The following is a 21221-nucleotide window of genomic DNA, read 5'->3' as shown; positions in this document are numbered from 1 at the left end:
ACTTTATCTGGACCAATAAAAAAAGCCAGCTCTAAGCTGACTTTACTTGTTGGAGGTAGAATTGTTGCTCTTATTTTCAGAATCTTCTTTTAAGATGCTAGACCAACTATCAATATAAGTACGATCACCGTTTAATTCAGGTGCATCGGTGGTATATAGACTAGTTGTCGACTTATTATTATTTTGCGAATAGACGCTGGTTGATTTTAGACCTAAGTCATTACGCGTTTGAACAAGTTTTTGAATTTCGTTTTGATAATCATAATTCTTAGGGTTAACCGGTGTGAATCCACTTGGCGTGTAGAATCTCAAAAGATTCTTATTGTTAATAGTATCTGAAAGTTTAAGTTTGACGTTGACATATTCTTGCCATTTTTTAACCTTTTGCTTGAGAATCGGATTCTGACTGAGGTCGACTAATTCACCAGTTTTATTCCGATAAACCTCAGGCTGATCACTATTGCCTTTTAAGACAGTGTAGTGCGGGGTGACAAAATTCTTGTTTCGGAAAATTACGATAGGATTATGTTGTTTTGAAAGTAGGTCAGTTCCTAATTGAACATACTGTTTTGTATTGATTCCGGCTAAATGAAGTAGTGTAGGCAAGACATCAATTTCACCACCATAAGTGTGGTTAATACCACCCTTGAGTCCCTTCATATGAATCATGAAAGGCACCTTTTGCATTTGTGAATCATTGAAGTCGGTCCAATCTTTCGAATCAATTCCTAAAACAGGTGCTAGATCAGTATTTTGACTATCAGATAATCCATAGTGGTCACCGTAAAGTACAATCATTGAATTATCGTAAATTCCACTGCTCTTTAAATAGTTGAAGAATTCTTTCAAGGCATTGTCCAAATAGTGAGCTGTTTCAAAGTAACCATTAACAGTACTGTTGTCAGTATCCGGTGGAGTAAAATCGTCTTTATCTTCATCAGTTAATTGGAACGGATAATGATTGGTTACAGTAATAAATTTAGCGTAAAACGGTTGTTGCAATTGCTCAAGATATTTCACACTTTCTGAAAGCATTAATTTATCTTTCATACCGAATCCCAACATTGAATCATCACTCTTATTAAAGTAACTGGAATCAAAGAAATAATTATAACCCATATTTTTGTAAACGGAATTACGGTTCCAAAAACTTCCAACATTACCATGGAAGACAGCACTAGTGTAGCCTTCTTTTTGTCCCAAAATAGCCGGGGCAGCTTGGAAAGTATTGTCACTTCCTAGTTTGGTGAAGAGTGATCCTTCTGGTAAACCAAAGAGACCAGTTTCTAGCATATTCTCGGCATCACTAGTCCGTCCTTGTCCTACTTCGTGATAGAAGTTATCAAATGACATTGTGTTTTTATCGTCATAAAGACTGTTTAAGAACGGCGTTACCTCCTGACCGTTAACTTTGTCGTTAATCAGGAATTGTTGGAAACTTTCCAAGTGAATAATGATAATGTTTTTACCCTTAGCTTTACCAAAATAAGTTTTATTCGGTTTAGCGTAATTCTTTTGAACATCAGCTAAAACATCATCCATATCGGTACCAACGGCTTCGGAACGGACTTGATTATTTTGAACTGTCTTGATTGAGTCATAGGCTAAAAAAGTATTTAAGCCTAAATACTTAACAATATAAGAACGATCGAAAGTTCTTCCTAATAGTTGAGGACGATTGCTTTCCGCAACGGTTAAATTGAATGAGAATAAGAAAATACCCAACATAGTCGTCGCTACAGCAGTCAATTTTTTCATGGGACGAGGATCAATTTTAATAAAGTGAGTAAATAACAAAATAGCAATAATAATAAAATCTAAACCATAAAGGATATCGTGAGCTTGGATTAGACTGGTGGCACTGCCACCAAGGCCTTTAGAAACCTTTGAAGCACTGGTGATAGTGTTGAAAGATAAGAAGTCACTTAATTCGCGGTAATAAAGCACGTTTCCATACAGAAGAACTGATTCAAGAACGTATATCACTCCCATAACGATATAAGAGATTCTTGGGCGAGTGACATACAACGATATACTGAGTAAGATAACGGAGGTAGCGATAGGATTAAAAATCAAAATCGCATGTTGTAACGGGTCCGTTGCGCCTAGAGAAAAATCAGTATAATAAGCTATAATAGTTTTGAGCCAGAGAGTAAAGACTAAAAGGGTTAGAAAACCTAATCGTTTACTCAAGAAATTTTTTAATCTATTCATTGATAATTCCTTATTTGTAAAAATTCTTTAATAAAATCTATTTAAGTACTAAATAAATTGTTTAATTGTTAGTATAATACGTTATAGGTAAAAAGTGGGGAAGAATAAGAAAAATGATATTTTTAGGACCGTTGTATACATACATTTTTGAAAAGTATGCGTCAAGATTCAATCATTTTCCATTGATTAGGCTTTCTTTTTATGCTGTGGATAAAGCAATATTATATACCTTATTTTTCGTTATCCTTAGGTATATATGGGTAAAAGTTAAAAAGAAAAATACAACCTTTGGCCGTGAATTTGGCCTAACTGTATTTGTCTTCTATGTTCTCCTACTTTTTGCTTTAACAGTCTTTCGAGATGGCTATTTCATTTGGCAATTCAAGTTTTATTGGCATCGGCCGTTATCCCAAATTAATATAATTCCACTAGTAGAAACGATAAAATTATTAAATGGTCAATCATTAGTCGACTTTTTTTATAATTTATATGGTAATATTGTGTGGTTCGTACCAATGGGAATATTTATACCTGCGCTTACAGAAAGACACTTTGGATTTCTAAAAGTTGTCCTAATTGGCGCTTTGATCTCGACTTCGATTGAAACGCTTCAGTTTATTTTGAACACTGGTGTAACGGATATTGATGACGTTATCTTTAATACTCTCGGCGCTGCGGTAGGATATTTTTTATATTTTGTAGGAAAATGGATAAAAAAGCTAATAAAAATTTGAAATTTTCTTCAAAAATGATTAATCTAGTTTTGACGATATATATGGAGGAGAGAAAATGACACAAATTAAATTTGATGATTCAAAATTGAACAAATTCGTTCATGAGAATGAAGTTGGCGAAATGCAAGCTCTTGTTACAGCTGCTGACGATGAATTACGTAAGGGTACTGGTGCTGGTGCTGACTTCCGTGGTTTCATCGATTTGCCTGTTGACTATGACAAGGATGAATTTGCCCGTATTAAGAAAGCTGCTAAGAAGATCCAATCAGACTCAGAAGTCTTTGTTGGAATCGGTATTGGTGGTTCATATTTAGGTGCACGTGCTGCAATTGATTTCTTAAGTTCATCATTCTATAACGTTAAGAATGAAAAAGATGTTCCAGAAGTTTACTTCTGTGGTAACTCAATTTCTCCAAATTACCTAGCTGATCTTCTTGATGTTATCGGTGACCGTGATTTCAGTATTAACGTTATTTCAAAATCTGGTACAACAACAGAACCTTCAATCGCTTTCCGTATTTTGAAAGCTAAGTTGATTGAAAAGTATGGTGTTGAAGGTGCTAAGGGCCGTATCTACGCTACAACAGATCGTGCTAAGGGTGCTTTGAAGACAGAATCTGATGCTGAAGGCTACGAAGAATTCGTTGTTCCTGATGATATCGGTGGTCGTTTCTCAGTTCTTACAGCCGTTGGTCTATTGCCAATCGCCGTTGCTGGTATTGACATCGATAAGTTGATGGAAGGTGCTGCACAATCACGTGAAGACTACTCATCAGCTGATCTAACAAAGAACGATGCTTACAAGTACGCTGCTTTGAGAAATATCTTGTACCGTAAAGGTTACACAACAGAATTGCTAGAAAACTACGAACCAAACGTTCAATACTTTGGTGAATGGTGGAAGCAATTGATGGGTGAATCTGAAGGTAAAGATCAAAAGGGTATCTACCCATCATCAGCTAACTTCTCAACTGACTTGCATTCATTAGGTCAATATATCCAAGAAGGTCGTCGTAACCTTATGGAAACAGTTGTTTTGATTGACCAACCAAGACATGATGTTAAGATTCCTGCTGAAAAAGATAACCTTGATGGTTTGAAGTACTTGGAAAACAAGTCAATGGACTTTGTTAACAAGAAGGCTTACGAAGGTGTTGTTCTTGCACATACTGACGGTGGCGTTCCAGTTATGACAGTTCACATTGAAAAACAAGATGCTTATAACTTAGGTTACTTGATGTACTTCTTTGAAATTGCTGTTGGTATTTCTGGTTACTTGAACGGTATTAACCCATTCAACCAACCAGGTGTTGAAGCATACAAGAAGAACATGTTTGGTCTACTTGGCCGTCCTGGTTATGAAGAACTTGGCGAAGAATTAAACAAGAGACTATAATTTTATAAGTTAAATTAATTAAACCTCACGTCGAAAGATGTGAGGTTTTTTGTCGACCAATAATTCTTAGTAAAATTTTAGCTATCTTTTGTCTATTTGATACTAAAATTGCTACACGAATATTTCATCTCGGTATAATTCCTCTTTGCAAACACTTTTGGCTTGATTGTAAACTTGGTTCTGGTTTAAGCCTCAGTAAACTTGTAAAATACAATTACTATAAATGGAAGGGGAGATTGCGACGATGGATGATTTGGTTTATACGCGATATTTAGGTCATCTTAAATCGTATGTTCACCAGAGACCTGAAAAGAAAGCGATTATATTGTTGGGATATATTCAAAGGGATTTTCTTCGATATTATCGTCGAGGTGACTTAATAGATGGATTTAAATTTATAAAAGAAAATTTTGAAAGAAATACTGACTTAATGAAGTATTTGACCATAACTCAAATAACTGCTCAAATGCATAGTTTTGTCGATGATTTAGCACATGAAGGTATTCAGAATCATGTTGAAATTTATCCATTTTTAGAATTGCAACAGAAGTATCATAGTTTATTGCAAAATAAGCCTGTGAAGGACTATTTGGAGTGGGTTCAGAGAATAATATATGACTTTAGTTTATTGATGAGAGTGGATAATCTATCTTTCTCAAGCCGCTTGGAACCAACTTTGGATATTATTTATTATATTAATACTAATATTTATCATAAAGTTACTGTAAAAGATGTTTTGATTCATGCTAATCAATATTGTAATCCAGCCAGAGCCCAGAGAGATTTCAAAGCTGAAATGAACATGTCAATAAGTGAATTCATTAGTACTAAAAAGATCAGTGTTGCTCAAAAGTTATTGCGCGATACGGATGATTCAATTCAAACAATTGCTGAAAAATTGAAATTCTATGATTTGAATGACTTTTCCAAACAATTTAAAAAGAAAGTTGGAATATCGCCATTGATGTATCGTAAAAATAATTATCAAAAAGAAAGCAGATGAGATAATTAATATGTTATTGAATATAGGTATTGGAATATTTGCTATAGGTTTCATTTTTGCGGGTATTGCCACGATTAGTTTTAAAATTCGGGCAATTGCTAATAAACCAGCTTGGGGTGGAATAACAATTCCATTTGGAATTATTGGATTCATTGCTCTTGTACTAGGAACAATTATGGTAGCCGGGACCAGGATGTAATAAAAGGAATCACTATGAAATTTAAACGTCATAGTGATTCCTTTTATTTTGTAAAGATTATTTCATCCAAATTTCCATAAGCAGTATGTTCAACCAATTTTTCTTCAGTAGATTCGAATCCAAACATTTCATAAAAAGCTTGAGCAATCAGGTTATCTTTTAGAACAATCAGATAAAATTTATTGAAGTCCTTTTGTAAGATATTTAGGGCAGATTGGAAGAGCTTTTGACCAATGCCTTGATGTTGAAATTCAGGTAAGACGTAAATTGAATAGATTTCCCCATAACCGACATAATTTTTCCGACGTGCAGGTCCATAACTACAGACACCGACTATTTTTCCATTGACGATAGCAATTAAGGTATTGTTGACACGTTTTTCAGGATGCCAGATATCGGTTGTTAAGTGATCTAAAAACGATTGTGGAACGATACCGATATATGCGTAATTCCAAGTCTGATAATAAACTTCCTTGATGGCTTTAAAATCAGTTTGTTGATTGGTTTTGACTATTTCAAAATTCATTTTAATCTCGACTTTCAACGGTATTGTTGATGCTTGCTAAGTTACCCAATTTTCCGACAACTAATCCTAATACGAATCCAGCCAATGTCAATGTGACCCAGCCCAATCCTAAATTTGCCAATGGAATGTATTGATGATAATATCTCAAAGCCAATTTGACAAAAGTTAGGTTAGTGACAGCTGCAGGTGAGGCATTCAACATATCGAAGATAGCAGGTAGAATAGTGAATGCAATGGTCATTTTGTATACTACACCAGCATATGGTTTAGCGTGGACAGTTAAGGAAGCTAAAATTAGAGCCAATGATAAAGGATACAGAAGCATCAGTACTGGTAATGACCAAGCAATGATGTTATCAAGTCCGGCATTAGCGACGATAAATGATAGGAAAGTTGTAACTCGTAACCAAGCTAAATAACTGACTTTAGGGAATAACTTGTGGAAATCTTGTGAGAATGAAGCAACTAATCCCATAGCCGTGGTGAAAACTCCCAAAGTAACTAAAACACCGAGAAAGGCTGTACCGAAGCTACCAAAATAATAATTAACAATACCTGAGAGGGCATCTCCACCGTTAGCTGATAAGTTCATTTTATTTAAACTAAAGGCACCTAGTAGTACTAATCCGAAATAAACTAAAATTTCTAAACTGATACTTAAAGAACCAGCTTTAGCAGTTAAACGAGACATCTCTTTATCCTTGTATCCTAAACCTCTAACGGCATGAACAAAGGTAACACTTAAAGCTAACAGAGCAACAGCATCGATGGTGTTGTAACCCTCAAGTAAACCATTGACGGAAGGATTAGTTTGATAAGCTGAGGTTGGCATATGGTTCAAGCCACCCATAGGTTTTAGAAAAGCCACGATGAAAATAATTGCTAATAAAACTAGGAAAATCGTATTGAGATATTTTCCAACATATTTTAATAATTGACTCTGATGTACCGTTAAAATGTAAGCTAATCCGAAGAAAAGGGCTGTGAATAAGAACATACCAATAGTATTGAATTTTGCGGGTAAGAACGGCTTAGCCGCCATTTCATAGGCCATAGCAGCAGTTCTTGGTGTTCCGAAGAATGGTCCGATTGTTAAATGAACAAGAACTAAAAAAATAGCAGCATAATATTTACCAACTGGTCGAGCCAAATCATAGAGGCCGTCACTCTTAGTAACAACGACCGCCAAGATGGCTAGTAGTGGGAATAAAGACCCAGAAACAGCAAATCCCAAAGCTGCCGGGAACCAGTTATTACCAGAAAGTTGTCCTAAATGAATTGGAAAAATTAAATTACCTGATCCAAAGAACATTCCAAAGATCAATGAACTGACAATCAATAGATGCCAAACTTTATGTTTGGGTTTAGTTTCCCCTGAAAAATTATAATTAAAATCGTCTTGCATGTGATACACGCCCCTTTTTGAATAATATAGATGTCTGGAATGAAGATTTTCTTTCTACGTTATGGGTTGCCTTTAAATGCTTGAAATCAAAAGGCGTGGAATACGGATATCTAAAGATATCCCCATAATAGTCTCTAGAGTGGCAAAGCCACTAAAAGATTATAAAAGGAATACGGGCATCTTTGGATGCCCCCATAATAGTCTCTAAAGTGGCAAAGCCACTAAGAGACTATAAAAAAAGAGCCCTTCTCCAACTAAGGAAAAGGGCTCAAGTAGAACGGTACCACCTTTTTTGAGTATTCAAAAAATACTCACTCACTTAACGGACAGTCATCCGCTAGCCAGATAATGGTGGCAACCACGAAAACCTACATTTCGGCCTCGAACTCGGAAATGATTTTCGAAATTCCTGTTACGGTCACTTTGCACTTAACGTGACTCACTTAGCGAATTCAGGATTTCTACTTTTTTCTTCAACGTTTAATGACTGTATTATAGGCATTCATAATTTGAATATCAAGTATTTTTCTAATTTTATTATAAGAATTATAATTTATTAGGCGTGCGATTAAGGAAATGTTTAGCGCCATCTATAACGTGGAAGTAGGTTGCTAACTTGAACATATCAGTGTTTATGCTCTTTAAGAAAGGCCATTCGCGTAACGAACCTCGGATGACGGAATTATTTTGTTCAATAAATTCTTGACCAACCTTTTGGGGCTGATCTTTAAAAGCACCAGACTGATAAAGATAATTAGAATAGTCGAAAAAGTATTTAGCCGTCTGCGGATCGTTAATATTGTTGCGTAGAATTTTAGTACGTAAACGGATAAAACTGACACTATTTCTTAAAACTTGGCGACTTGTTTTTGAACTGGATAGGTAGGCAAATAACTGTTCAAAGAAATTCTGATAGGCATGAACTTCACCACTGTTTAGGTATGCCCGAGGATGATTTTTGAATGGATATTTCCAATTGCTTAAATTGTATTCCCATTTTTGACCAATCCAGATAGTGAAAGGTAATTCGTAAAAGACTTGTGTCATGTCTTGTTCGAAAACTTCATTGATAATCTGTGAATAGTCATGTGGCAAGAGGCGATTGATCTGTTGGCATAATTCAGGTGTGATAAATTTGACATTATCATCATCATTTGTCAGCGCAAATATTTTTTTCCAAACATCATCAGAGAAAAGTGTTGGTTTCACATGCTGAATCAATTTTAAATTGACAGGAGCTGAATTAAGCGTGTAGCCGCCATCGAAACAGTAATCCATCAATTGTAAAGTTTGCACGAAATGTCCGCCTAAAGAGTGACCTAGTCCATAAATCAAAGTTTGTGAGGCAACATTATCCTCAACATAACGCATGAAATCACGAGCAACATTTAGTTGACTGAGATTCTTGTCGCTACCAACTAGAATGGCATTAACATTATAATCCCAATCCTTATAGGTTTCTAAAATGGCTTTTTCAAAACGCTTGCTACGAGAACTGACAGTATAATCAACATTAACTTCGGTTCCCTTGAATGTAACGTAGCATTCCTTTAATCCATCAATGGAAATCTCATAAGCAATTCCGGAGAAACCACATTCAGTCGCCTCGGGAATAATGTCACGCGCATCGTAAGATTTTACATAATCCAGCATACGGCGTACCCGCGTGTAAATAAGAAAACGTAGGTAATTTTCAGGTTTAAATTCCTGATAAAGATAACGGTCATAATCAAATTGAAGCAATTTTGTTCGAAAATCGTTATTATGCAACAATTCGCCAGCCTGGTAAGGTTGCTTACGTAGTTCAATCGGTAAGAGATGGTGAATTAAGAGGATGACATAAATTTGATTTAAATAGCCATGGCAGAGATTGAGATTTTCATCTTCAATCTTGTCGATCAATTGTTTGAGTTTATTGACCTTTCTGTTTCGAGAAGGTTGTTTCAATTTTTGCTTAGTGTGATTTTCATCAATATTTTTGAGTTTTAAAGCTTTATCGATCAGCTGAGGATGAATCGTTTTATTTAAAGAGAATTCAGGAACACGTAAATCAATCACTTGATTCAGAAGAAGGTTGGTCAGACGTGTTTTTTCTTTATTTAAGTAAGAATAACTGAATTGAAGACGTTTGTTCTTAGGTAAAAGTTGTTTGCTGTCGGCCTTGTTGAAAGTCAAAGGCAGATCCTTGTGGGCACGGAAATTAAGTAAATCAAGTTGTTCATAAACATGATTTAATCGGCTTAGAGTGCTTAATAGTTCTTTCATTAAATCACCTCTCATTAACCTCATTCTAACAAATTGTTGATATATAAGGAATTGAGAACCGTTTGGTCAGGAATAAAAAAATATTGAAAATATGTTACATTTGTGGTACTTCACACTTGTGCTATATCACAAACGTGCTATAATGTAGTTGTGGAGGTTGAGGATATGCAAATAGATATAAAATCATACTTAGAAGATAATCATTTAACAATTTATGTAATTTCAAAGAAAAGTGGGTATGGTTACACGACTTTGCATAAATCCTTTAATAAGAAACAATCTTCCGCCACACCGCTCAATTTGCGCGATATAGAGGCAATTGCCAAGGCGCAGGATACGGAAATGTGGAAAGTTCTGCGTGAATTGGAGTTGCATTATCTGAAGTGAGGAGGCTTTATATATGGCAAGATCATTTTGGGACGACGATCCATTTAACGATAATATGGACGAAATATTTAATAGATTGATGAATCAACAAAACGGTAATTCGCAGGCTAAGTATTATGTGAATGGTCATGAGTTGACTCCAGAAGAATTAGCAAAATATCAAGAGGCAAGAACTATAGGACAAAATATTCCAATTAGTGATAATAGTAAAAATAAAAAAGGTACCATTTTAGAGAAGCTCGGTCGTAATTTGACTAAAGAAGCTCAACAAGGACTTCTTGATCCAGTTATTGGTCGTGATAAAGAGATTCAAGAAACAGCAGAAGTTTTAAGTCGTAGAACTAAGAACAATCCAATTTTAGTTGGTGATGCGGGTGTTGGTAAGACTGCGGTAGTTGAAGGTTTAGCACAGGCCATTGTAAAAGGTGACGTACCTGAAGCAATCAAGGATAAGCAGATTATTTCAATTGATCTATCATCTCTTGAAGCTGGAACACAGTATCGTGGATCATTCGAAGAAAATATTCAAAATTTGCTGAAAGAAGTTAAAAAGGCAGGCAATGTAGTATTATTCTTCGATGAAATTCATCAAATTATCGGTGCCGGATCTTCAGGCTCTGATTCCGGTAGTAAGGGTTTGGCTGATATTATTAAACCAGCCTTGAGCCGTGGTGAAATTTCCATTATTGGTGCAACTACTCAAGATGAGTATCGTAATACAATCATGAAAGATGCTGCTCTAGCAAGAAGATTCAACGATGTAACAATCAATGAACCAAGTAAAGAAGCAACATTGGCTATCTTGAAGGGACTACGTAAAGCCTACGAAAATCATCATCATGTTAAATTATCAGATGAAGTTTTAAAGGCTGCTGTAGATTATTCAGTTCAATATATTCCTCAAAGATCTTTACCTGACAAGGCAATTGATTTGATTGATATGACCGCTGCTCACTTGGCAGCTAGAAATCCGGTTACTGACAAAGTAAGTTTGGAAAAGTCATTGAAACAAGCTGAGAAGGATAAGGAAGAAGCTGCTAAGAAAGAAGATTATGAAAAGGCCGCTAGTTTGAAGAAACAAATTGAAGATCTTCAGGCTAAACTCAATAAGGGTGACGAAAATTCTGATGAGCCAGTAGCAAAAGTTAACGATATTGCAGAGTCAGTTCAAAGATTGACTGGTGTCCCTGTTTCTCAAATGGGTGCTAATGATATTGAGCATTTAAAGGGAATGGGTAAGAGATTAAAAGACAAAGTCATTGGACAAAACGAAGCCGTAGATATGGTTGTACGTGCCATTCGTCGTAACCGTGCTGGTTTTGATGATGGCAATCGTCCAATTGGTAGTTTCTTATTTGTCGGACCTACCGGTGTTGGTAAAACTGAATTAGTAAAACAGTTGGCCAAAGATATGTTTGGTAATAAGAATGCTATCGTTCGTTTGGATATGAGTGAGTATTCTGATTTAACCGCTGTATCTAAATTGATCGGTACATCTGCTGGCTATGTAGGTTATGAAGATAACGGCAATACTTTGACTGAAAAAGTACGTCGTAATCCATATTCCATCGTATTATTAGATGAAATTGAAAAAGCTAACCCACAAGTTTTAACATTGCTTCTACAAGTAATGGACGATGGTCGTTTAACTGACGGTCAAGGTAACGTGGTCGATTTCAAGAATACAATCATTATCGCAACTTCCAATGCTGGATTCAGTGATAATACTGATAAAGATAAGAAGTTGATGGATAAGTTGGCACCATACTTCAAACCTGAATTCTTGAATAGATTCAATGGTATCGTTGAATTTACTCATCTATCCAAAGACGACTTGAATCAAATCGTTGATCTAATGATTGATGATGTGAATACCAACTTGGCTAAGAAGAATATCACTTTGAAGATTACTCCTGAAGCTAAGGAATGGTTGATTGATGAAGGTTACGATGAAGCCATGGGAGCAAGACCATTACGTCGAGTTATCGAACAACAGATTAGAGATAAAGTTGCTGAATACTATCTCGATCATCTTGATGTAAAGAATTTACAAGCTGATTTAGTTGATGGGACTATTAAAATTTCTGAAGCTAAATAATGAAAAAGTACCGTTACGAACGTTGTAACGGTACTTTTTTTGTCTAACTTGTTCTAGTAAGTTGATTTGTTCAAATATATCAATCAAACTGTAACGGTTCAAGGGATAATTGTTTAGAAGAATCCTACCGATAAAGTTAGTATGACTAAGTGGCAGATTGATTAGGGTAGATTTTCCACTGCCACTTTTACCAACTAGTAAATAATGTTTAGTGGAATCAAAATTTATAGAAATGTTTTTCAGAATATTCTTTTGTTGATCACTGAAGGAGACGTTATCGTAATTGAGTGATTTCAATTTTGGAAGTGTCAGGAATTTATTTTTCTCAGGTGAAACATTTACTTTTGAATTGATTTTTTGAGCGGCTTCTTTGCCTCCTAAAACGTCACCGATTAAACCGGATGCGGATTGAATTGGTTCGGAAATGAAGATCATCAGTTGAGAAAAGGCAACTAATTGTCCTAAAGTGATCGACTTTTGGAGGACGAAGTAGATACCTACAACCCAAGTTCCTAGGTACAAGAAGTTATCTAGAAGTTGACTGATACCGCCAATCTGTTTACGGGTCAACTGATCTTTGTTTTGACTTTTTAATAGTTCGGAGTTTTGATTTTGAAAGATATGAGTAAGAATTTTTTGGAGATTGAATAACTGAATGGTTCGCAAACCATTGGTGATATCTTGTAAACGTCCAGTATATTTTTCAGAGATATTAATCAATTGATGTTTATTCTTTTTCAGACTTTTTTGTCGAAAGAAAGGTAAGAAGAGTCCGGGGATGCAGAGCAGGATAATGACGAAACTCAAAGCTGGTTTGATCATTAGTGATAAGACTATCGCAATAACAAATTGACAAATTTCTTTATAACAGTTGATACTGCCTTGAAGATAGTCAGAACGAAGAATGTCAGTGGTGGAAGTAAAATCGTTGTAGTAGTCGGTAGTTACTTTTTTAACATCGTGACCAACACCGGTATTTTGTCGAAACATGGCTGAGAGTAATTTATTCTTGATAGCGCTGATAATGTCGTTTAAGGTCGTTTGCTCAAGATATGATGAAGCAAAATAGACTAAGGCATCAACAATAATATAAATAATGACGACGGAAACTAGGTTGATATAGGATAAAAATCCTTTACCGGTAGCGGTATCGGTAATTAATTGAAGTAGATATGAAACGGAAATCTCAATGGCCGATGCAATTGGAATCAGAATTAGTAAAAAGAGGGATTTAGATTTGGCCAGCTTAAAGTATTTTGATAATAACATTAGTATTTCCTTTATAATTATAATTATTTTAATTTAATTATAGACTTAATAATTAATTTTAAAAGAAAAATAAAAAACGTCTCCCAATTAAGGAGACGTTTTGTAACTTCAATCATCTCAATTCAATTATTTAAAAAGATTAATTGCAAAGTAAGGTTCGTAAGCAGATGAGTTAGCTAGTTCTTCTTGTAAGACATTGTCAGTAAAAATTGAGCTACCTAGTGGAATCCATTCGTTGTTTGAAACTTTAGCAAAGAAGTAACCAGCACTATTTTCAACAGTAGCGTTGACTTTCCATGATGATCCAGCTGGAAGTGTTCTAGTCATTGAATTGCTTGAAGTATCGTAAAGTTGAACTGGTTTAGCCAAAGTAACTGTAGCAGTACCTTTACTGAATACAGAAGTATTCTTATCTTCAGTAGCTAGGACCCATTCGTTAGTGGCAACTTGATAGTATTGATGTCCATTAATGGTCTTTTCTTGAGCAACTTTCCATGAAGAACCCTTTGGTAGAGTTGTTCCTAGACTAACACCATTACCATTATATAGAGTAGCGTTTGTACGTAATGTAATTGGTTGATGTGCTGTTGGTGTAGTTGTAACAGTCTGACTATCATTGTTTACTGAAGATGCAACATTAAAGTCTAGTGCTTTGACCCATTCGTTAGTTGCGACACGGTAGTATGGATAACTATTAAAGTATCTAACTTGATCAACTTTCCAAGCTGATCCTGCGGGTAGAGTTACGCCTGTGGCAGCACCATTATTATTAACAATAGTAGCAGCTTTACTACCAACGGTTTCAACACGGTTGATGTAGGAAATTTGATTATTGATTGGATTGAGTAACTTTCCATTTTGTGTGATATCCATAGAGCTGGCATCAACATATTCGTTGGTTGCCACTTCATAGTAAGGATTACCCCCGATAGTAATTCTTTGACCAAGTTTCCATGAAGTAAAGTTACCAAAGGCAGCACCATTGATAAAGTGACCGTTACCATCAACGGCAACAGCACCTCCACGTCTGATGGTACCGATCAATTGAGTGTCAGCATGAACGATTTGTGTAGTTGGTAATGTATTTAAGGCAGCAGGAGCAAGTAAAATAGCAAGAGTAGAAGCTAAAACAATTTTTTTCTTATTCATAATTAATCTCCCTATAATTAATGTATTATCCAATTACAAATTACCACTACCATATTTTTTTAACTTAATAAATAGACCATGTTAATAAAAACTTAATCGTTCGGTAAAATACGTATTAGATATTCATATATCCATGATATAGTTCATGAAATGAATATTTTGAATTTAACTGATAATATTAAGAAAAATGGTCCTTAGTATGTTTATTAATAGTATAAATAAATAAAATTATTACTGAATACGAACAATATTAGTGAAAAACTATATAAAAGTTTTTATTTAGCTTGAAAAAGTACTTAAAGTCTGTAATACTATATGAGTTCTCAAAAGTTTATTATTTTACAAGGGGCGAATTATATTGAATTCATTAGATAATAGGGGAAACTTGAGCTTACTTGAGCGCTTGTTTCACTTGGAAGAAGCCAAAACGAACGTTAGACGAGAGATTTTAGCTGGTTTAACTACTTTTGTTTCAATGGCTTACATTTTGTTTGTTAATCCTCAAGTTTTGGGAGACTCAGGGATGGACAAAGGATCACTTTTCACAGCTACCGCATTAACTGCCGTAGTTGGTTCAGTTTTAATGGGAATTTTGGCTAATTATCCGATTGCCATTGCCCCAGGTTTAGGTGATAATGCCTTCTTTAGTTATTCAGTTGTTATTGCGATGGGAATCCCTTGGCAAACAGCTATGGCCGGAGTATTTGTTGCCAGTTTGATTTTCTTAGTACTTTCATTGATGAAGATTCGTGAAGTAGTTATCAACGCAATTCCTAAGGATTTGAAGTTGGCGGTTGCATCTGGATTAGGTATCTTCATTGCCTTCGTTGGTTTACAAGGTGGGGGATTGATTACAGCAAGTAAAGATTCACTTGTTGCGATTGGATCATTTACTAACCCAACCACATTGTTAACAATTGCCGGATTATTAGTTACAGCAATCTTAATGGCACGTAAGGTTCCAGGATCAATTTTTATCGGAATGGTCTTCACAACAGTTGCCGGTTTGGTAACAAAATTAATTCCAGCACCAGCACATATTATTTCAGGAATACCTAGTTTGAAACCAACCTTTGGTGTTGGTGTGGCACATATTGTTGATATCAAGGAACCTCAATTGTGGGCCGTAGTTATCATTTTCCTATTAGTAGCTTTCTTTGATACTGCTGGTACTTTGATCGGATTAGCTGAACAAGTTGATGTCATGCAAGACAAAGATGGTAAAATGCCAAGAATTGGTCATGCTTTGATGGCTGATTCTATCTCAATGGTCAGTGGTGCCGTCTTTGGAACAACTCCTCCAACAGCATACGTTGAATCATCAGCTGGTATTGCTGTCGGTGGTAGAACTGGGTTAACATCAATCACTGTCGGAGTATTGTTCGCATTATCAATGTTCTTCTCACCATTGTTGTCAGTCGTAACAAGTAATGTTACAGCACCAGTACTAATCATCGTTGGTACTTTGATGGCACAATCAATGCGTGGAATTCAATGGGATAGATTCGAAATTGCATTACCAGCATTTTTAACAATCGTTGGTATGCCACTAACATATAACATTTCATACGGAATTGCTTTCGGATTCCTAGTTTATCCAATTACAATGTTAGCCGCAGGTAAGAGAAAAGAAATTAATCCAATTATGTACGGATTGTTCGTTGTCTTCGTTATCTTGCTATACATTATTAATATTTTGCCAAAAGCTAGTTTGGCTTAATCAAAAAGTCCAATTGTTTCTATTACTGTATAGAAGCAATTGGACTTTTTTATCTTTCAATTAAATCCGGATGTTCACGAGAAAAATCAACTAACCTTCTTCTTGATATATCACAAGATGAACCATCTTTGAAGTAAATCTTACGTTCTTGTTTATTTATGGACTGAATATTGTCAGGATTGATTAATAAACTTTTGTGGGCCCGGTAGAAATAAGGAACTTTGTTTGAAATAGCCTTTAATGTGTCGGGAAATTCGATATTTTGATTAATTGCATGTAGGAATACGTTGGTTGTATTTTCTAGAGATTCAAAATAATTAATTTTATCAATATCGAAATTATACTGTTTTGAACCAATTCGGAAATTAAATTCTTTTAATCGCTTATTCTGTGGTCTGACTAATCGCTCAACAGTGATATCTAAATCAGTGTATATTTTTCTTTTAATATTATTAATTCCTTTTTCCTTAGTAATATAATCCAGAGGTTCTACTTTTCGTTCAAAAATCATTGGCATCAGTTCTTCATGTGTCGTAATGAAGACAATTTTAGCGTTCAAATCATTTTTTCTAATTTTAGTGGCTAAATCTATACCTCTTATTTTTGAATTAGGAAATTCAATATCCAGTAAAAAGAATTTCATCTCTTTTGGATTGTTGTCTAAATAAATATTTACATCATTAGGATTTCCAGTAGATAACATAATTTTCATATCAATGTCCGGATGAGATTTAATGTAATCCTTGATTATTAATTGATAGTACATTCTAAGGGTTCTGTCGTCTTCGCAAATTATTATATTAAGTAGCATTATTTATCTTCCAATACAGTTAGGATTGTTGAAAAGTAACCGTCTTTAACTTTGTTTTGTAAGAGTAGATTACTATTTGAATGAATGATTTTATTAACAGTCGATAGTCCCAAACCATTATGATCTTTTTTAGATGTATAACCAGTTTGGTAAATTTGATCCAAATTGATTTTTTCAGATGAGGCAATATTGTTTTTTATAATGAATTCTAGATAACCATCAAATACAACAAGAGCAAAACTTATTTCAGGATTGTTAGTTAATAGGGATGCTTCAATAGCATTATCAAAAAGAATTCCCAGAATACGAGTTATTTCAACCGATAAAGCTTTAGGAATGAGGATACTTTGATCTACTTCAAAGTTGGTTTCAATATGCTTATTTTTTGCAGCTACTAATTTTGTAATAATAATTCCCTTAACTAGATCGTCATTAAGATGATATAAATTAGCATTTTCAACGGTTGAAGTCATATCAACATTACTATCTGCATAATCAAGAAGCCGTTGAATAGAATCGTTATTAGAATTGTTAGATCTTAATGAAACCGATAATGATGTAAGGAGATTTTTGTAATCGTGTTTGAATCTTCTCAATTCAGTATTCTTTCGTTCAAGTTCCTCAATGTATAAATTTCTTTCCTTCAGATGTCTAATTTCATATTTGGATCTCACTTCTTTCATGTATCCCATTACCAACATGATGCTTCCTATTACTATAAATATAGTAGACATTAAACTGACTAATAATGTTGTTTTTAAATAGGTTAATTGATTAAATTCATGTCTAGACATTAATATTAATGATGCATAAGAGACGGTTATTACGATAGTTGATAAAAGAGCCATTTTAGTTACTGTCTTGTTATGAATAATATTTTGAATAGTGTCTAAATGCAATATAAATTTTAGAATGATAATAATTAGTAATGTTAAAGTATAGTTTATTAATGTTAGTAGAATTGTTCCTAATAAAGTTGTAAATGAATAAACACTAAATCCCAAGTTAAAAACTTTTATTACAAAGTAACTAGCTATTCCTTGGGTGAGGGAAGTTAATAAAAAAGATACCAAGAATAAAATGATTTGAATTGGTAAATTTATATTCAATTTTGAGTGTTTTAAAAATAAGAGGTATGTAAAGAAAGTAAGCAATAACGAAGCATTAGGAAAATAAAAATCAATAAAAGTAAACAGTAAACTCAAAGAAAAAGATAATATTACATTTCTTTTTGAGTATAAGTTAGGAATTAATAGAAATATTGATATATACATTAATAAAGTATTTGAAAAATCAAGAACTAACCAAGACGGTATTATAAATTGTTCCAATTTTAATTCTCCTTACTTTATATTTAATGGTGACTCATATCTCTGAGTAAATCGAAATTTGCTAAAATTTGTAAAGAGTCAAACATATTTTTTTCCTTTCTTATAAAAATCTCAAACAACGTAGTATATCATATAAAAATTCTTTATTAAGAAATTACGTTAAAAGGTAAAATATAATTCCAAATGGTACAATTATACTAACTTGTAATAATGATTAGTGAGGTAGAGACGTGTTCTTAGGATCAGTAATTTATGATAAACGACGTAGTTTGAATCTAACTCAAAGCGACTTGGCTAGTGGTTTGTGTAATCAAAATACTATTAGCAAAATGGAAAAGCATAATATGACACCTCAAATGGATGTCTTGATAAAAATTTGTCAGCGTTTGGATCTTTCTCTGAATGATATTTTTAGTGAATTCTCCAGTGATTCCAAACCTGAACAAACTTTTATTTTGGATGATATCGAAAAAGATGTTCTTTTAGGTAATTTAGATTCGATTGAAGACAAAATTGCTTTGATTCAAGATAAAATTAAAGCTAAAGATAGAGCACAGTGTGACTTTATTCTTGGCGTTGTTAAATTCAAAGCTGGTAATTTTGAATTGAGTTCTTTCCATTTTGATAAAGTTTTGCGAGAAACTAAGACGGATGAAGATAATATTTATACTTTGATGTCATATTTATTCAAAGGTAAGATATATTATCGTCAAGAACATTTCGGTGAAGCTGATTATTATCTCAGCTTGATCAGTAATTCTTTGAAAGAGAATCTTAATGTTAATAATGCCAGTGGTTTAGAGGTGATTTTTCTTGCCAAAATGGTGGGTAAGGCTTACTTACAAATAAAGCAATTTGATTCGGCAAAAAGTATTTTGGAGCGTGGTCTGAAATTTGCCAATGATAATTATTTATCCTATTTTATAGATGAGTTGAATTACAATCTTTATCTAGTCTATCAAGCGGATGATGATAAAGCTAAACAACAGTTATATAAGAATCGAGCTTTTTATTGTGCAGATGTATTAAACAATCATGAGCTCCAAGAGAAAATTGAACATAAATAAAGACAGCCAAACGGCTGCCTTATTTTTTTGCGATTATTATTTGAAAAGACTGATAGCAAAACTTGGTTCGTAAGTAGCTGAGTTGGCTAACTCTTGTTGAAGTAGTCCATCACTGAAGATTGATCCGCCTAATGGAATCCATTCGTTGTTAGATACTTGTGCAAAGTAGTAACCGGCACTATTTTCTACAACGCTAGAAATCTTCCAAGAAGTTCCAGCTGAAAGTGATCTAGTCATGGAGTTTGAAGCGGTGTTATATAATTGAACGTTTTTAGTTAAAGTACCAGTAGCTGCACCGTTACTGAAGATAGAAGTGTTCTTATCTTCGGTAGCTAGAATCCATTCATTTGTAGCTACTTGGTAATATTGATGACCGTTGATAGTTTTTTCTTGAGCTACTTTCCAGGAACTGTTAGTTGGTAAAGTTCTACCCATGTTTTGACCTAAGCCATTGTAGATGACTGAATTAGTGCGAAGAGTAATGGTCTTTTGAGCAGTAGTATTGGCAACAGTATTGTTAGTGTTACTTGTACCGTTGTTGTCAGAAGTGAAGTTCAAAGCTTTGACCCATTCGTTAGTAGCGACACGGTAGTATGGGTAACCGTTGATAACTTTGTATTGGTCGACTTTCCATGAAGTTCCATTAGGAAGGGTAACTCCTAAGCTGTAACCATTATCGTTAACTACAGTAGCATTATTGTCAGTGATAGATTTAACAGCATTAACATAGGAAACTTCTTTTTGAACAGGATTGATTACTTGAGTACCATTGCTGATATTCATGGCTGTGGCATCAACGTATTGGTTAGTTGCGACTTCATAATAAGGATTGCCACCGATAGTGATTCTTTGACCTAATCTCCATGAAGTGAAATTCCCTAAGTAACCACCACGAACGTAATTACCATTGGCATTAACCGTGGCGGCACCACCACGTCTGACAGTTCCAATTAGCTGAGTATTGGCAGCATGAACAGTTTGATTTGTAGGTAAATTATTAAGAATAGATGGGGCTAATAAAACAGCAAGTGTTGAGGCTAAAACAATTTTCTTTTTATTCATAATTAATCCCTCCGAATATATTATTCAAGTATAAAATAGCACTATTTAATATAATGAAAGAGAATTATTATCTTTATTAAGAAAACTTAACTTAATAAATTGCTTATTTCCACAAAAAAATATGAGATGAAGATATTAAATTTATCCTCATCTCATATTTCAATTTAATCATTAACCGTTATATTTTGATAATTTGAAAACAACTTTGTCTTTGTTGTGCAATTTCTTTTTGTCAGCTGAAACGTTAACTTGTTTGACATTAACAGTGAATGTCCAGTAAATTTTCTTCTTGTTATTTTGTTTGTGACCGTCGATAGCTGAGATAAAGCCGCCTTTGTCGTTAACTTTCCAGCCCTTTTTAAGACCATCAGTAACAGTGGCATTCTTTTTCAATGTGATAGTTTTCTTGGCAATCTTCTTTTTGTTCTTCTTCAAAGTGTAAGTAACTTTGATATTCTTGGAAGCCTTAGCTTGAACGGTTGTTGCAGTTGCTGGAGCGAATACCCCTAGTAACATTAATAATGACAATAAAAATGCTGTAATCTTTTTCATTATTTTCCTCCTCGATTTGTACAACGATTTTTA

18 protein-coding genes and 1 other annotated feature are annotated in these 21221 nt (G+C 34.3%); of the genes, 8 read left to right on the top strand and 10 right to left on the bottom strand.

The genetic code is table 11. From position 1 onward, the window contains the following. Positions 1-42: 42 nt before the first annotated feature. Positions 43-2214, bottom strand: coding sequence for an LTA synthase family protein (locus ATN92_RS11730; protein WP_056951802.1), 2172 nt, complete (start codon positions 2212-2214; stop codon positions 43-45). A gap of 113 nt (positions 2215-2327) precedes the next feature. Here ATN92_RS11730 and ATN92_RS11725 point away from each other — a divergent pair, with 113 nt between their 5' ends. From ATN92_RS11725 to ATN92_RS11710, 4 genes are all read left to right on the top strand, one after another. Further along, a complete protein-coding gene (locus ATN92_RS11725) occupies positions 2328-2948 on the top strand; it encodes a VanZ family protein (protein ID WP_056951804.1) in 621 nt (206 codons plus the stop codon). Between the two features lie 55 nt (positions 2949-3003). Continuing rightward, positions 3004-4344, top strand: a complete 1341-nt coding sequence (locus tag ATN92_RS11720; RefSeq protein ID WP_056951806.1) for a glucose-6-phosphate isomerase — start codon at positions 3004-3006, stop codon at positions 4342-4344. A 244-nt stretch (positions 4345-4588) separates the two neighbouring features. Beyond that, positions 4589-5347: a helix-turn-helix domain-containing protein gene (locus ATN92_RS11715; RefSeq protein ID WP_056951808.1), complete on the top strand. Its 759-nt coding sequence runs from the start codon at positions 4589-4591 to the stop codon at positions 5345-5347. A 10-nt stretch (positions 5348-5357) separates the two neighbouring features. Further along, on the top strand, positions 5358-5546 hold the full coding sequence (locus tag ATN92_RS11710) for a hypothetical protein (protein WP_056951810.1): 189 nt from the start codon (positions 5358-5360) through the stop codon (positions 5544-5546). Between the two features lie 43 nt (positions 5547-5589). On the opposite strand, the gene ATN92_RS11705 is transcribed toward ATN92_RS11710, so the two are convergent. From ATN92_RS11705 to ATN92_RS11695, 3 genes are all read right to left on the bottom strand, one after another. Beyond that, positions 5590-6072, bottom strand: a complete 483-nt coding sequence (locus ATN92_RS11705) for a GNAT family N-acetyltransferase (RefSeq protein ID WP_056951811.1) — start codon at positions 6070-6072, stop codon at positions 5590-5592. Position 6073: 1 nt separating this feature from the next. Beyond that, the gene (gene brnQ / locus ATN92_RS11700; protein WP_056951812.1) at positions 6074-7477 is read right to left on the bottom strand and encodes a branched-chain amino acid transport system II carrier protein; all 1404 of its coding nucleotides are present in this window, start codon (positions 7475-7477) and stop codon (positions 6074-6076) included. Between the two features lie 259 nt (positions 7478-7736). Next, positions 7737-7963 (bottom strand) — a binding site (T-box leader). Positions 7964-8023: 60 nt separating this feature from the next. Continuing rightward, complete coding sequence (locus ATN92_RS11695; RefSeq protein ID WP_056951813.1) at positions 8024-9742, bottom strand: DUF6792 domain-containing protein; 1719 nt, start codon at positions 9740-9742, stop codon at positions 8024-8026. Between the two features lie 165 nt (positions 9743-9907). On the opposite strand from ATN92_RS11695, the gene ATN92_RS11690 reads away from it, so the two are divergent. Then, a complete protein-coding gene (locus ATN92_RS11690; RefSeq protein ID WP_056951814.1) occupies positions 9908-10129 on the top strand; it encodes a hypothetical protein in 222 nt (73 codons plus the stop codon). 13 nt (positions 10130-10142) lie between these two features. Then, the gene (locus ATN92_RS11685) at positions 10143-12227 is read left to right on the top strand and encodes an ATP-dependent Clp protease ATP-binding subunit (RefSeq protein ID WP_056951815.1); all 2085 of its coding nucleotides are present in this window, start codon (positions 10143-10145) and stop codon (positions 12225-12227) included. Here the strand turns inward: ATN92_RS11685 and ATN92_RS11680 are convergent. Continuing rightward, on the bottom strand, positions 12189-13496 hold the full coding sequence (locus ATN92_RS11680; RefSeq protein ID WP_056951817.1) for an ABC transporter transmembrane domain-containing protein: 1308 nt from the start codon (positions 13494-13496) through the stop codon (positions 12189-12191). The two genes, ATN92_RS11685 and ATN92_RS11680, sit on opposite strands and share 39 nt — an antisense overlap. 126 nt (positions 13497-13622) lie before the next feature. Then, the gene (locus ATN92_RS11675) at positions 13623-14645 is read right to left on the bottom strand and encodes an SLAP domain-containing protein (protein ID WP_056951819.1); all 1023 of its coding nucleotides are present in this window, start codon (positions 14643-14645) and stop codon (positions 13623-13625) included. A gap of 355 nt (positions 14646-15000) precedes the next feature. Here ATN92_RS11675 and ATN92_RS11670 point away from each other — a divergent pair, with 355 nt between their 5' ends. Further along, complete coding sequence (locus ATN92_RS11670; RefSeq protein WP_411762954.1) at positions 15001-16365, top strand: NCS2 family permease; 1365 nt, start codon at positions 15001-15003, stop codon at positions 16363-16365. Positions 16366-16414: 49 nt separating this feature from the next. On the opposite strand, the gene ATN92_RS11665 is transcribed toward ATN92_RS11670, so the two are convergent. Together ATN92_RS11665 and ATN92_RS11660 are read right to left on the bottom strand one after the other, a co-directional pair. After that, on the bottom strand, positions 16415-17176 hold the full coding sequence (locus tag ATN92_RS11665) for a LytR/AlgR family response regulator transcription factor (RefSeq protein WP_056951823.1): 762 nt from the start codon (positions 17174-17176) through the stop codon (positions 16415-16417). Beyond that, the gene (locus ATN92_RS11660; RefSeq protein ID WP_158106610.1) at positions 17176-18180 is read right to left on the bottom strand and encodes a sensor histidine kinase; all 1005 of its coding nucleotides are present in this window, start codon (positions 18178-18180) and stop codon (positions 17176-17178) included. Before ATN92_RS11660 ends, ATN92_RS11665 begins: the two co-directional genes overlap by 1 nt. A gap of 557 nt (positions 18181-18737) precedes the next feature. On the opposite strand from ATN92_RS11660, the gene ATN92_RS11655 reads away from it, so the two are divergent. Beyond that, positions 18738-19574, top strand: coding sequence for a helix-turn-helix domain-containing protein (locus tag ATN92_RS11655; RefSeq protein WP_056951827.1), 837 nt, complete (start codon positions 18738-18740; stop codon positions 19572-19574). A gap of 36 nt (positions 19575-19610) precedes the next feature. Here the strand turns inward: ATN92_RS11655 and ATN92_RS11650 are convergent, their stop codons facing one another. Then, entirely contained in the window at positions 19611-20636 is a 1026-nt protein-coding gene (locus ATN92_RS11650; protein ID WP_056951829.1) for an SLAP domain-containing protein, read from the bottom strand. Positions 20637-20807: 171 nt separating this feature from the next. Continuing rightward, positions 20808-21188, bottom strand: coding sequence for a DUF4430 domain-containing protein (locus tag ATN92_RS11645; protein ID WP_056951831.1), 381 nt, complete (start codon positions 21186-21188; stop codon positions 20808-20810). Positions 21189-21221 lie beyond the last annotated feature (33 nt).

The sequence above is a fragment of the Companilactobacillus bobalius genome (genome assembly GCF_009764355.1).
The sequence above is the reverse complement of the archived record's forward strand: the minus strand, read 5'-3'. Positions and strand labels throughout refer to the sequence as shown.